Source organism: Eubacterium sp. MSJ-33 (assembly GCF_022174665.1).
Taxonomy (GTDB): domain Bacteria; phylum Bacillota; class Clostridia; order Lachnospirales; family Lachnospiraceae; genus Coprococcus_C.
Genome location: NZ_CP076562.1, coordinates 1,625,001 through 1,638,067 on the forward strand (window position 1 = coordinate 1,625,001; position 13,067 = coordinate 1,638,067).

General features: G+C 45.0%; 14 protein-coding genes (1 of these 14 only partly in view). All 14 read right to left on the reverse strand.

What is annotated here, in order from left to right:
- Positions 1-445, reverse strand: partial view of a tRNA (adenosine(37)-N6)-threonylcarbamoyltransferase complex transferase subunit TsaD gene (gene tsaD, locus KP625_RS07685; protein ID WP_238297063.1) — the 5' portion only. Its footprint begins 575 nt before the window's first position; the window shows 445 of its 1,020 coding nt (coding positions 1-445); the start codon lies at positions 443-445; its stop codon lies off the left edge, out of view.
- A gap of 112 nt (positions 446-557) precedes the next feature.
- Complete coding sequence (locus tag KP625_RS07690; protein ID WP_238297066.1) at positions 558-1,172, reverse strand: DUF6715 family protein; 615 nt, start codon at positions 1,170-1,172, stop codon at positions 558-560.
- A gap of 6 nt (positions 1,173-1,178) precedes the next feature.
- Entirely contained in the window at positions 1,179-2,090 is a 912-nt protein-coding gene (locus KP625_RS07695) for a ribonuclease Z (RefSeq protein ID WP_238297067.1), read from the reverse strand.
- Position 2,091: 1 nt separating this feature from the next.
- Entirely contained in the window at positions 2,092-2,655 is a 564-nt protein-coding gene (rimI, locus tag KP625_RS07700) for a ribosomal protein S18-alanine N-acetyltransferase (RefSeq protein ID WP_238297069.1), read from the reverse strand.
- A 3-nt stretch (positions 2,656-2,658) separates the two neighbouring features.
- Positions 2,659-3,375 carry a tRNA (adenosine(37)-N6)-threonylcarbamoyltransferase complex dimerization subunit type 1 TsaB gene (gene tsaB / locus KP625_RS07705; RefSeq protein WP_238297071.1) on the reverse strand — a complete coding sequence of 239 codons (717 nt, stop codon included), beginning with the start codon at positions 3,373-3,375 and terminating at the stop codon, positions 2,659-2,661.
- Positions 3,372-3,815 carry a tRNA (adenosine(37)-N6)-threonylcarbamoyltransferase complex ATPase subunit type 1 TsaE gene (tsaE, locus tag KP625_RS07710; RefSeq protein ID WP_177970568.1) on the reverse strand — a complete coding sequence of 148 codons (444 nt, stop codon included), beginning with the start codon at positions 3,813-3,815 and terminating at the stop codon, positions 3,372-3,374. The genes tsaB and tsaE overlap by 4 nt, the downstream gene beginning before the upstream one ends.
- Positions 3,799-4,338 carry a YcxB family protein gene (locus tag KP625_RS07715; RefSeq protein ID WP_238297073.1) on the reverse strand — a complete coding sequence of 180 codons (540 nt, stop codon included), beginning with the start codon at positions 4,336-4,338 and terminating at the stop codon, positions 3,799-3,801. Before KP625_RS07715 ends, tsaE begins: the two co-directional genes overlap by 17 nt.
- Positions 4,339-4,358: 20 nt before the next feature.
- Positions 4,359-4,841, reverse strand: a complete 483-nt coding sequence (locus KP625_RS07720) for a deoxycytidylate deaminase (RefSeq protein WP_177970565.1) — start codon at positions 4,839-4,841, stop codon at positions 4,359-4,361.
- A gap of 165 nt (positions 4,842-5,006) precedes the next feature.
- The gene (locus tag KP625_RS07725) at positions 5,007-6,218 is read right to left on the reverse strand and encodes a homoserine dehydrogenase (protein WP_238297075.1); all 1,212 of its coding nucleotides are present in this window, start codon (positions 6,216-6,218) and stop codon (positions 5,007-5,009) included.
- Positions 6,215-6,700 (reverse strand): chemotaxis protein CheW, encoded by a 486-nt coding sequence (locus tag KP625_RS07730; RefSeq protein WP_177970563.1) that lies wholly within the window; start codon positions 6,698-6,700, stop codon positions 6,215-6,217. The genes KP625_RS07725 and KP625_RS07730 overlap by 4 nt, the downstream gene beginning before the upstream one ends.
- A 59-nt stretch (positions 6,701-6,759) precedes the next feature.
- Positions 6,760-7,879 (reverse strand): peptide chain release factor 2 gene (gene prfB, locus KP625_RS07735; RefSeq protein ID WP_238297077.1). Its coding sequence is split into 2 segments (ribosomal slippage): positions 6,760-7,803 and positions 7,805-7,879, totalling 1,119 coding nucleotides; the frame shifts between segments, so codons are not numbered across the junction.
- Positions 7,880-8,109: 230 nt separating this feature from the next.
- Positions 8,110-10,683 (reverse strand): preprotein translocase subunit SecA, encoded by a 2,574-nt coding sequence (gene secA / locus KP625_RS07740; RefSeq protein WP_177970560.1) that lies wholly within the window; start codon positions 10,681-10,683, stop codon positions 8,110-8,112.
- Positions 10,684-10,874: 191 nt separating this feature from the next.
- Positions 10,875-11,402 carry a ribosome hibernation-promoting factor, HPF/YfiA family gene (gene hpf, locus KP625_RS07745; protein ID WP_177970558.1) on the reverse strand — a complete coding sequence of 176 codons (528 nt, stop codon included), beginning with the start codon at positions 11,400-11,402 and terminating at the stop codon, positions 10,875-10,877.
- 220 nt (positions 11,403-11,622) lie between these two features.
- Complete coding sequence (locus tag KP625_RS07750; RefSeq protein ID WP_238297079.1) at positions 11,623-12,933, reverse strand: C40 family peptidase; 1,311 nt, start codon at positions 12,931-12,933, stop codon at positions 11,623-11,625.
- Between the last annotated feature and the right edge of the window lie 134 nt (positions 12,934-13,067).

Genomic DNA, 13,067 nt, shown 5'->3' on the forward strand with positions numbered 1-13,067 from the left:
TCTTCACATACACCAGATGAGAATGTCCACCTGAAGCTACCATACACATAAATGGCGGTTCTAAGTCCGGGTGTTCAATATAATTTGCCGCAATATGCCCCTCGATATGATGCACACCAACGAGTGGCTTGTTCTTTGCATAAGCAACTGCCTTTGCCGCACTCACGCCAACCAAAAGCGCACCAACCAGCCCCGGTCCATAAGTCACTGCAACAGCATCAATATCATCCCATCCGACATGTGCTTCCCCGATTGCTGCTCGGATCACCTGATTGACTTTCTCCACATGCTTCCGCGATGCGATTTCCGGCACGACTCCGCCATACAGTTTGTGCAATTCAATCTGTGAATAGATAATATTGGATTTTACTTCTCGTCCATCGACAACAATTGCCGCTGCCGTCTCATCACAGGATGATTCAATTGAAAGTATTGTTGTACTCATAACGTTTCCTCTTTATATCTGTTTTCTTTTTATATATGCCGCACCGATTCCGCACAACCATTCATATTCTGACTGCTTGCGTAATTTCTACTGTGCATATTCTATCCGAGCCTCACTCCGTCATCCCTGCCTGCGTAGTCACAGAGCCACTTGGTAACTGGGATTCTGTCCAGCCGTAAATCTTCCACCGGTCATTTTCCTTGACCATGGCATACTGCCGGTAAAAATAGCCCAGATTGTCACCGGTATTGATTGTAATGCACACCTCCAACAGCGCCATATCTTTTCCATCTTTCGTAAAATACTGTACCTGGCTTGCCTCCGGAAGCTCGCACATCTTGTATGTGTAACCCTGTTTCTTTACCGCTTCGATATCTTTCTGCAAATTCGTCAGGCTATCGCTCTCCGGGTTCGCTACGAGCAAATCGGTACAATACAACTGCCGCACCTTTTTGTTCATAGAATCCAGCTCATCATCCGTCAGTTTCTGTCCGTAAAAGGCCTTAAAATAACGATTGTGCAGCTTTGCTACATCCCGTGGTGTCTTCGGGTATTCCGCTGTCATATCATATTCCATCAATGCTTCCACTTCCGTCTTCTGCGATTCGCTTCGCCGGATGGAAGAACGATCGTTCAAATAGTTGAAATACCAAAGCACCAGTACAACCAGCAATACCGCCACAATTATGCCTTTAATTGTCACTTCTTTTTTCTTATTTTTCGCCATGCAGCATCAATCCTCTTCAAAATTCAAAACCATCTCTGTACGGTCCTTCGCAATATAGCTTCTCGGAAATATCGCCTGCACCATTTCTTCAAACTCCTTCGGGCGGTTGGTTGCCGGACTGTAATGTGTCAGCCACATCTCCGTCACCTGTGCGTCTTTCGCAAGTTCCGCTGCCTCCCGCATCATCATATGCTTATGTTCCTTCGCTTTGGAAAGCTTCTCTTCCTCACCATACATGCCCTCACAGATAAATAAATCCGCATCTTTTGCACATTGCACAATCGCATCTACCGGCCGGGTATCTGTGCAATAAGTAACTTTCAAGCCCTTACGCGGCTTTCCCATAACCATATCGCTCGTATAAATATTCCCTTCAAAATCCACATTCTCACCCTTTTGCAGCAGGCTCCAATACTGTACCGGAAGTCCCAACTCTCTGGCACGTAAGGCATCGAATTTACCTGCACGGTCAAGTTCAATATTATACCCATAACAAATCACACGATGGTTCACGCGAAATGCCCGAATACGCAAACCACAGATCTCGATTACTTCCTCCGGCTGCTCTAACTCAATAAATTTTATCTCAAACGGAAGTTCCGGCGCGATAACCCGAAGTGAATTCACCACCCGTTCCAATCCTTTTGGGCCAATCATCGTCAAAGGTTCTGTCCGCTCGGCATTCCCCATCGTCAGAAGCATACCCGGAAGTCCACTGATATGATCCGCATGAAAATGCGTGATACAAATCACATCAATCGGTTTGAAACTCCAGCCCTGCAAACGTATTTGATTTTGTGTACCCTCACCGCAGTCGATCAGGATACTGCTTCCGTTATACCGCACCATCAGTGAGGTCAACGCCCGATATGGAAGCGGCAGCATGCCACCTGTTCCAAGCAAACACAACTCTAACATTCTATTCTCCGTTTTCTGTAAATATTATCTCATAGATATCCGCATCCTCATCCGGATGCTTATAATATTTTTTCCTGACAGCAAGCAAATGATATCCATTCTTCTCATATAAACACTTTGCTGCAATATTTCCATGACGCACTTCCAACAGGCCGCGCATAGAACCCCTCTGCACAAACGAAAGATATGCCTCCATCAGCATCTGTCCGATTCCATCCTTCCGGCTTTCCGGATTGACTGCTACCCTCAGCAATTCCGTCTCATCACCAAGTATATTCGCAAGCAAATAACCACAAGGTGTTCCCGCATCGTTCTCTACAATCCACAGATGATTGTAACTTTGTGCAAGGGAATCCGCCACCATCGCCTCTGTCCAAGCATCCGCAAACGAGTCAACTTCCATCTGTGCCACTTCATGTGCAGCAATCGTCAAATCATATCTTTCCGCCCGTACGGACATCGCCTGGGCATTTTCTGCCATCTGTCCGGACAAGATTTTCGATTCCGCTTCACAGTCCTTCGTTACACATTCTGCAATTGTGCAATTGTAATATTGAATCTTCAACTTCTATGCCTGTCCCTCTGCCGCAAGCTTCTCTTCACGTTCCCGCTCTGCCTGAGATTTGCGCAGATAAATCGGAATCAGATCATCTGCCGGTTCTGCCTTGCCCTGCTTAAAATACTCCTTGCCAAGGCTTGCAACCGCTGACGCACGCTGGCGGTTCAAATGTGCCGGTGCATATGTATATGGCACCTGCATACATTCTGTAAGCACCGATGCATATACCGGGCAGCCATCTCCAAGAAAGATGACTTCGCGTTCCATCGCATTTAACTTCTCCGCAAGCACCCGGATATCCATTGCAGACTGATCCAGAAACACCTGCATGCCATCCGTCGTAAATTCATATATGCCTGTATAAACCTGACTTCTTCTCGCATCCATAATCGGGCAGATCAGCTTATCGCTGCCCCACAGATTATACGCAAGCCCATGGCAGGTCGGCACCGATATCACCGGCTTTTCAAGCGCCATTCCCAGACCTTTCACAGTCGCCGCGCCAATCCGAAGCCCGGTAAAAGATCCCGGTCCCGCCGCAACCGCGATGGCATCAATCGTATTCAAGTCTAACTCTGTCATCTTCACAATCTCATCCAACATCGGGAGTAAAGTCTGTGAATGCGTCTTCTTATAATTTACCGAATATTCTGCTACCAGCAGGTTATCCTCGACAAGCGCCACACTTGCCACCATGCCGGAACTGTCAATACCTAAGATTTTCATCTCGTTATCTCCTCAACCGTAATCGTTCGATAGTCGAACCCTTTTTCGACATCTTTTTGGATTGTCACTTTCTTATATCTCATCGGCAATATGTCATAGATCAGCTCCGCCCATTCAATCAGGCAGACACCTTCACCGTCGACTGCTTCATAATAACCAATCTCGTCCATCTCATCATCACTGCCAATCCGATAGACATCGAAATGGTAAAACGGCATACGACCTTCGTCATACTCCTTCAATATCGTAAATGTCGGACTGCTGATCGGCTCTGTCACACCAAGCCCTGCACCAAAGCCCTGTGAGAATACCGTCTTGCCACAGCCAAGATCTCCATACAGGCAATACACCTCACCCGGCTTCGCCTGTTCTGCCAGTTCTTTGCCGATTGCAAAGGTCTCCTCCGGGCTAAAACTTTCCTTCTTAAATACCTTTTCCACTTTGATACCTCTTCAAACTTCTGCTGACCCTCGGCTTATATCCGGCAGTAAAATTCACCACCGATGCCAGAATCTTACCCTTGTCATCACCCAGTTGGTCGAGCGGAATTACAAACGCGTGCATCCGGTTTGTATAAACTGCCAGCATGTATTTTGTCATAAGCAGACGATACACGCCCTTCCACTCAAGATTCATATGTTCTTCGCCCTGTGACACACCGATTCCATCATCACTGAATGTATAAACAAGCGGCTGCTTATATGAAGGGCTTGTCTTCAACTGCTTAAATGTCTTGAATGCAAGCGAAAGAGGATTAATCACGGTAAACATCAAGGCCACGATAATAAAAATTGCTTTCTGTCTGCCTGATGTCGTATTCCAGCCGATCACAAGCATCACTATCGCACCCAAACTCAACACCAACCCTAATATTCCACTCATGCTTCGATAGTTTGTATTCATTACATAACTAAACAATGCCGGAAATGTCATATTTACACTTTTCGTCTTTGCTTCTGTCATAATTTCCTCCGGTCAGATCTTTATAATTCAAATTCAATCTTTTTATGCTGATTCTCGTACTCGGTATATTTGACGCCCGCCATCTCGAACATCTTCTTTGATGCCATCGTACTATCCGAATCCGCATATTTATCCGACATATAAATCACTTCTTTGATGCCTGCCTGAATGATCGCCTTCGCACATTCATTGCACGGGAACAAGGTTACATAGCAACGTGAGCCACGCAATGTGCCTCCTCCACGGTAATTCAGAATCGCATTTAATTCCGCATGACAGACAAAGAAATATTTACTCGCCATTCCTTCGCCTTCCCGATCCCATGGCATCTCATCATCATTACACCCGGACGGCATACCATTGTAGCCTACCGTTAAAATCCGGTTATCCTGATCCACGATACAGGCTCCCACCTGAGTGTTCGGATCTTTGCTACGATTCGCAGACATGATTGCGATTCCCATAAAATATTGATCCCATGTAATATAATCACTACGTTTCATAAACTGCCACCTCATTTCCCAAGAAATCAAATGCACATCATTACATATTACATACAAATTTGCATATACGAGCACTTGCCATGCAAAACACAAATCGAAAACAGTTGCATCACCGCATGGCAATGCAACTGTATTCTATCATATTTATTTTTGTTTGTCACTTTATTATAATGCAGTACGGATGCGCATAATCATGTCAATCTGCTTGCTCTTCCCCTCAAATGCGCCTTCCGTCAGTTTCTCTGTCAGGAATGCATATTCACCGCTTACATCTGCAAGTGTCACATACTCTACATCACCGAAGACCCTCTCAACTGTCTCCCTAGATGTTGTGTCTGCCACGCGGACAAAGAATCGACACGTGAAGTTTGTTCTGTCACCAAGTTCGACCTTATCCTGCTCCCAAATTGTCATGATGTTTGTGCCCTGATGCTTCACAGCATCTACCACATCAGCTACAACCGCACTTGCTGTCGGAAGTTTGCCTGCGCCCTTGCCATAGAACATCGTATCACCGAGCATATTTCCATTTACGAAAATACCGTTGAACACGCCATTGACATGTCCTAACGGATGATCGCTGTCGATCATAAACGGTGCTACCATCGAATAAATCTTTCCATCTGTTTCCCACTTGCTTGTACCGAGGAGCTTGATACTTGCATGCAATGCCTTTGCATATTCAATATCAGTCTTTGTAATCTTCGTGATGCCTTCTGTATAAATATCACGGTAGTCTACCTGCTTACCTAATGCAAGGGATGTCAGGATTGCAATCTTACGACAGGCATCATAACCTTCCACATCTGCCTCCGGATTACGTTCCGCATAACCCTTCTCCTGTGCACGCTTCAGCACTTCTTCAAAAGACTTGCCTTCGTCTGTCATCTTAGACAGAATATAGTTTGTTGTACCATTTAATATACCGGTAATCTCTGTAATCTCATCTGCGGTCAGAGACTGATTGAGTGGACGAATGATAGGAATTCCACCGCCAACGCTTGCCTCAAACAGGAAGTTTACATTGTTAGCCTTTGCGATTGCCAGAAGCTCTGCACCATGTGCTGCAACTAACTCTTTGTTGGAAGTACAAACACTCTTGCCTGCCTCTAATGCCTGCTTCGTAAAATCATACGCCGGCTTAATGCCTCCCATTACCTCTACGATAATTTTCACTTCCGGATCATTCACAATCACATTGTAATCATGCACAAGAACCTTCTCAACCGGATCGCCGGGGAAGTCTCTCAAATCAAGGACATACTTGATGTTTACCTCCTGTCCGGCACGCTTGTTGATACTTGCGTGATTTTTGTTGATTACCTCTACTACTCCGGAACCTACTGTACCGTAGCCAAGCACTGCAATGTTAATCATTTTCCGCTCATCTCCTTTTCTAATGCGTTTTCAATCTGTCCAAATTCATGATCGGACATCAATGTGTCAACCGCGATGCTGATCACGATTTCCTCTTGATCGGATTCCGGCAGAGTCAATCTTACAACATCCTCTAAATATCCGGTTTCCTCTGTATGTACTACCATCGGAATCTGTTTAATGTCCTCTTCCTCTACATTCACAATTCCGAGCACGGTGTCCACCTCAATCGCAAGTTTCATACCATGTGTCTCCGTGATCAAAAGCTGCGTCTCCACCGTCTCCTCCGGCATATCAAACAACCGCTTCAAGCTAAATACAGGTATCACTTCATTTCTAAGATGAATAATTCCTTTGATGCATGCAGGTCCCATCGGCACGGGTACCACATGATATACATACTCTATGCCATTGATCTTCGACAGCTTCATGCTATATTTTTGATCATTCAATCGAAACACTATGTACTTCGTCACTGCCATGCACATTCCTCCTTTTCATAACCTTGTGCGCTCCACACACCCTTATCTCATCATCCAGATTACTCTGTTTTTTCCTTCGTGTTGATCCATTTCAAATATGCACTGATAAACCCATCAATGCCGCCATCTAATACCGCCTGCGCATTCGTACACTCAAAGCCTGTTCTTGCGTCCTTCACCATCGTATACGGCTGCAGAACATAATTTCGAATCTGACTTCCCCAGCCATTATCGGTCACCTCTCCACGAATACCCGCAAGTTTTGCTTTATTTTCTTCTTCTTTCATCATAAAGAGCTTTGCATTAAGCATCTTCATTGCGGTATCCTTGTTGCTGTGCTGGGATCGCTCATTCTGACATTGTACCACAATTCCGGTCGGAATATGCGTAATACGGATTGCCGAGCTCGTCTTGTTGATATGCTGTCCACCGGCACCGCTCGAACGATATGTATCAATCCTCAGATCATCCGGATTGATCTCCACCTGAATACTGTCATCTAATTCCGGCATCACATCAACCGCCGCAAAACTTGTCTGCCGCTTGCCCGCCGCGTTAAACGGAGAAATACGTACCAGACGATGCACACCTTTCTCGGATTTTAAATATCCATACGCATGCAGTCCATTCACCCGGAACGTCACAGATTTGATACCTGCTTCTTCTCCATCCAGATAATCCAGCACTTCTACAGAAAAACCCTTCTTCTCTGCAAACCTCGTATACATGCGATACAACATCTGTGCCCAGTCGCACGCTTCTGTACCACCGACCCCTGCATGAATCGTAACAATTGCATTGTTCGCATCGTATTCTTCAGAAAGAAGTGTGTCGATGCGAAACTCCTCAAACTTCTCTTCAAAGCTCGCAAGTTCGGCTGCAATCTCATCAATCAGACCGGCATCATTTTCTTCCTCCGCCATCTCAATCAATGTTCCGATATCTTCATACTGTGTTGAAAGTGCATCAAATTCCTCAATTGTATCTTTCAGATTCTTCAATTCTTTCATAACCTGCTGGCTATGTTCCACATCATCCCAGAACCCGGGCTGTTCAAGCATCGGTTCTAGCTGCCTGATGCGTAACTGCTTACCAGCGATGTCAAAGTGAATCCCTCACTTCCGCAAGTGGAGTTTTGTATTCATTTAAAGTATATCGAAACTGATCTAACTCTATCACTTCCGTCACCGCCTCTCATAATTTAACTATCTTCCACGATATTATAGCATATACAGTTCTACGCAGACGCGCTCCCGCTCAGTTCAGCACGTAATGGTACTAAATTCGCGATAAAAAACAATCGCTCATTAAGTACCAACGTGCTTCAATGGTCTGCTTAAGAACATGTAATGCTATATATCGTAATATACATTTTCTCTAAATAATTATGATTCAGATATTCCTTATCCTTACAAGTTTCTGCCACAGCACATCTTGTATTTCTTGCCGCTGCCACATGGACATGGATCGTTACGCCCAATCTTTGCGCTCTCACGTCGAACCGGTCCCTTCTTTGCAGAATCATCCTTGTTCGTTCCGGTTACCTTGGCAACTTCTTCACGCTCTACCTTCTGCTCAATCTTGACATGGAGCAGCATACGGACGGTATCCTCGCGGATAGCTGCTGTCATCTCATTGAACATATCAAAGCCGGCAAACTTATACTCAACAACCGGATCTTTACTACCATACGCCTGAAGAGTGATACCCTGGCGAAGCTGTGTCATATCGTCCAGATGTGCCATCCACTTCTTATCAATCACCTTCAGCAATACGACACGCTCAATCTCACGGAAATGCTCCGGTTCCGGAAACTCTGCTTCCTTCGCTTCGTATACCTTCGCTGCCTCTTCCTTAATTCTCTGCTTAAACTTATCCAGCTTGCCGGTTTTCTTCTCTTCCTCTGTCAACTCAATCGGCTCCATCGGGATAATCGGGATCAGAAGCTGATTCAATTCGCCGATCTGCCACTCACCGGGAGCAAGATCCGCTGAGCAGGTCTTGTCAATATAATTCTCAACTGTATCCTGAATGAACTTGAAGATAACATCACGCATATTCTCGCCATCCAACACACGACGGCGCTCTGCATAGATAACCTCTCGCTGATCATTATTTACCTGATCATATTCCATCAGGTTCTTACGGATTGCAAAGTTGTTGCTCTCAATCTTCATCTGTGCTTTCTCAACGAATTTGGTGATTGTACTATGCTGGATTTCTTCACCTTCCGGAATCTTCAACGCATCATAAACCGCTTTTACCTTCTCTGAACCAAACAAACGCATCAGGTCATCATCCAGAGACAGATAGAATTTGGATTCACCCGGATCACCCTGACGACCGGCACGGCCACGCAGCTGGTTATCAATACGACGGGACTCATGACGCTCTGTACCGATAATCTTCAAGCCGCCAAGTTCTGCCACACCTTCACCAAGCTTAATATCTGTACCACGGCCAGCCATGTTGGTTGCAATCGTAACCGCACCACGCTGTCCGGCATCCGCAACAATCTCAGCCTCCAGTTCGTGGAACTTCGCATTCAATACCTTGTGCTGGATACCACGCTTTGTAAGCATACGGCTAAGTTCCTCAGATGCTTCAATCGTAATCGTACCAACCAGCACCGGCTGTCCTTTATCGTGTGCTTCCGCAACCGCCTGTACAATTGCATCCAGCTTTTCCTTCTTCGTCTTAAATATAGAATCATGATGATCGATTCGCTGTACCGGCAGGTTTGTCGGAACAACGACAACATCCATACCGTAAATCTCACGGAACTCTTCTTCCTCTGTGAGGGCTGTACCGGTCATACCTGCCTTCTTCTTATATTTGTTAAAGAAGTTCTGGAAGGTAATCGTTGCCAGTGTACGGCTCTCCCGTTTTACCTTTACATTTTCCTTTGCTTCAATCGCCTGATGCAGGCCATCCGAAAAACGCCGTCCCGGCATGATACGTCCGGTAAACTCATCAACAATCAAAACTTCATCATCTTTTACAACATAATCCTTATCACGGAACATAAGTGCATGTGCACGTAATGCCATAATCATGTTGTGCTGGATATCAATATTATCTGCATCCGAGAAGTTATCAATATGGAAAAACTGTTCAACTTCCTTGACGCCCTGTGCGGTAAGAACAACCTGCTTATCTTTCTCATCTACTAAGTAATCGCCATCTTCCTCAATCTCGGTTCCCATGATTGCATCGAGCTTGCTGAGTTCCATCGAAGCAGTTCCCCGCTTCATACGGCGTGCAAGGTAATCACACATCTTGTACAGATCCGTAGACTTACCACTCTGTCCGGAAATAATCAATGGTGTACGCGCCTCATCAATCAATACAGAATCGACCTCATCGACAATTGCGTAATGCAAGTCTCGCTGCACGAGCTGCTCCTTGTAAATAACCATATTATCACGTAGATAATCGAAACCAAGTTCGTTGTTTGTTACATATGTAATATCGCAGTTGTATGCTGCACGTCTCGCATCGTTCTTGTCACTATTTAAGATTACGCCTACCGTCAGTCCAAGGAATTCATGCACCTTTCCCATCCACTCTGCATCACGCTTTGCCAGATAATCGTTGACAGTTACGATATGAACGCCCTTTCCCTCAAGCGCATTCAGATATGCAGGAAGGGTAGAAACCAGTGTCTTACCTTCACCAGTACGCATCTCCGGGATACGTCCCTGATGCAGCAGGATACCACCGATCAACTGCACACGATAATGCTTCATATGAAGAACCCTGTCTGCTGCCTCCCGTACCACCGCAAATGCTTCCGGAAGCAGATCATCGAGTGTCTCACCTTTTTCAAGGCGTTCCTTAAACTCCGGTGTCTTTGCCTTCAGCTCTTCATCACTAAGTGCCTGCATAGACGCATCGAGTGCTTCAATCTTATCTACAATTGGATATATTTTCTTAAGCTCTTTATCGCTATGTGTTCCAAATATTTTTTCTAATAAGCTCATTTCTTACCTCCCTGAGCACGATTCAATCTAATACCACAACTTGTAATATAACATTAAATGCCATGTAACGCAAGACGTTTCCGCGCCGGAAACAGGATTCCCGCGCATAAAATCCTCCTAAACAAATATCCCGGAGACCTTCGTCTCCGGGATACCGTCTTTTTATAACCCTCTATACATAACTGAAACTATTAAAATTCCGGCTCAATCAATCCGAATGTATTACCTCTACGCTTGTATACGACATTTACCTTGTCTGTCTCTGCGTTACGGAATACGAAGAAGTTATGTCCGAGCAGATCCATCTGGATGCATGCATCTTCCGGATACATAGGCTCCAGGACAACTTTCTTGCTACGGATAATCTGAACATCCTCGTCCTCGAGTCCTTCTACATCAAAGAAATCACTGTTGATGTATCCTGCATTCTGCTCCTTGTCCAAAATACGTTTCTTATGGCGTGTCACCTGACGTTCGATAATCTCTACGACCAAATCAATGGATACATACATATTATCGCTTGCCTGCTCTGCACGAATCGTATGCCCCTTCATCGGGATTGTAACTTCAATCTTCTGGCGATCCTTATCTACAGAAAGAGTAACCTGTGCGGCTGTATCTTCTGCGAAGAACTTCTCGATTCTCTCAAGCTTCTCATAGATAGCCTGTTTCAATGCGTCTGTAACCTCAATGTTTTTTCCACTAATGATGTAATTCATAAGCCCCAGCTCCTTTACGTCGAACTATAGAAAATAAAAAAGTGCAAGAAGCACATCTATCTTCTATGTTCAGTATTATAGCACACCGAACCCCCTTTTGGGAAGGGATTTTTCGTCAAAATACACAAAAAAAATCATTTTTAAGGAAAAAGCAAAAGGACATTTCCGATTCTGTTCGGAAATGTCCTTTTTACACATTATTAGAAGTTTAAATTGCGTACTAATTTGCGATTCTGCAAGCCTTAAATGGTGTGCTGTAATTTACACTGGAAATCTTAATTCCCGTACGACGGTTACTTGCATGAACAATCTGTCCGTTTCCAATATAGATTCCGACATGCTGCACAGATCCGGATCCATGATCATAGAACACAAGATCTCCCGGCTGAAGTGCTGCAAGACTGATTGCAGTTCCTGCATTGCTCTGTGTTGTTGCAGTTCTCGGCAGAGAATATCCAAAGTTCTTATATACACTCTGGACGAATCCCGAACAATCCGCGCCATTCGTCAGGCTTGTACCTCCATAAACATACGGATTTCCAACAAACTGACTTGCGAAGTTTGCAACCTGCTGGCCAAGCTCAGATACAGGAACATCTGTCACAGGCGCTTCTGTTGTTGGTGCCTCTGTTGTTGGCGCTTCTGTTGTTGGTGCTTCCGTTGCAGGTGCTTCTGTTGTCTGCTCCTGTGCCGGTGTGCTCACCGCCTTTGCCGTCGGCATATTATAGGAAATTGTAATATACTCATTCTTCACATAACCTGTAGTTCCGTCAAGCTGGATCTTTGTCCATGCATCGCCTGTGGAAACAATCGGATATGTCTCACCCTGTGCAAGAATTGTAATACGCTCGCTATCCACGCTTGCATCACTACGGAGTGTCAATGCTGCCGTATTGACAACTGCTACCTTTGAAAGGTTTGCAGCCGCATAGCTTGCAGCGTCACCGTCAAATACAAGAAATTCATTCTTGATATATCCATCTACATTACCGGATGTAATATGGGACCATGTATCGCCCTTTTCTACCACATTCACGAGACCAAATCCATCAATGGTTCCCACCTTTGTAGAATTTACATCTCCAGCCTGGCGGATATTTACAGAACCGGATGCTTTCACAACTGCTTTACCCGTAAAATCCATAACCGGTGATGCCGCTGCTTCTTCCTGCGCCGGTGCTTCTGTTGTTGCTTCTTCGGTTGTCGTCTCAGTTGCAGGAGCCTCGGTTGTTATTTCCGTTACCTCTCCTGTTGTCTGTGCAACTTCTTCAATACTTCCTGTCACAACCGCATCTGTAGCAGTTGCCTCTGCAAGTGCAGTTGTTGCTACCGCATCCTCAGGAGTTGCTTCTGTAAATACGGCTCCGCCGTTTACTTCAATATAATGGTCAACGATCGAAGTTATACTTACGTTTGCGTCACTATATACGAATTCATCCGCCAATACCTTATATGTATATGTACCCATGGACGAAGCGAATATGCAACCTGCCGCCGCTGCCGCCAACCACTTTTTTGATGGTTTTCTCATGTTCTTACCTCCAATTTGTTACAAATATGTTACAACTTATTACATTGCCCATTATAGCAACCTGTAATATTATTGTCAACCAATTTTTGGATGTTTTTTCAAAAGTTCACAATTTATTCGCATTTTTACAGCAT

What these genes read in the sequence shown, in the direction of transcription:
- KP625_RS07690 (WP_238297066.1), bottom strand. Translation starts at nt 1,172, where the DNA reads ATGGCGAAAAATAAGAAAAAAGAAGTGACAATTAAAGGCATAATTGTG.
- hpf (WP_177970558.1), bottom strand. Translation starts at nt 11,402, where the DNA reads ATGAATTACATCATTAGTGGAAAAAACATTGAGGTTACAGACGCATTG.
- tsaB (WP_238297071.1), bottom strand. Translation starts at nt 3,375, where the DNA reads ATGAAAATCTTAGGTATTGACAGTTCCGGCATGGTGGCAAGTGTGGCG.
- KP625_RS07720 (WP_177970565.1), bottom strand. Translation starts at nt 4,841, where the DNA reads ATGAAACGTAGTGATTATATTACATGGGATCAATATTTTATGGGAATC.
- KP625_RS07695 (WP_238297067.1), bottom strand. Translation starts at nt 2,090, where the DNA reads ATGTTAGAGTTGTGTTTGCTTGGAACAGGTGGCATGCTGCCGCTTCCA.
- secA (WP_177970560.1), bottom strand. Translation starts at nt 10,683, where the DNA reads ATGAGCTTATTAGAAAAAATATTTGGAACACATAGCGATAAAGAGCTT.
- KP625_RS07730 (WP_177970563.1), bottom strand. Translation starts at nt 6,700, where the DNA reads ATGGCAGTGACGAAGTACATAGTGTTTCGATTGAATGATCAAAAATAT.
- KP625_RS07715 (WP_238297073.1), bottom strand. Translation starts at nt 4,338, where the DNA reads ATGACAGAAGCAAAGACGAAAAGTGTAAATATGACATTTCCGGCATTG.
- KP625_RS07725 (WP_238297075.1), bottom strand. Translation starts at nt 6,218, where the DNA reads ATGATTAACATTGCAGTGCTTGGCTACGGTACAGTAGGTTCCGGAGTA.
- KP625_RS07750 (WP_238297079.1), bottom strand. Translation starts at nt 12,933, where the DNA reads ATGAGAAAACCATCAAAAAAGTGGTTGGCGGCAGCGGCGGCAGGTTGC.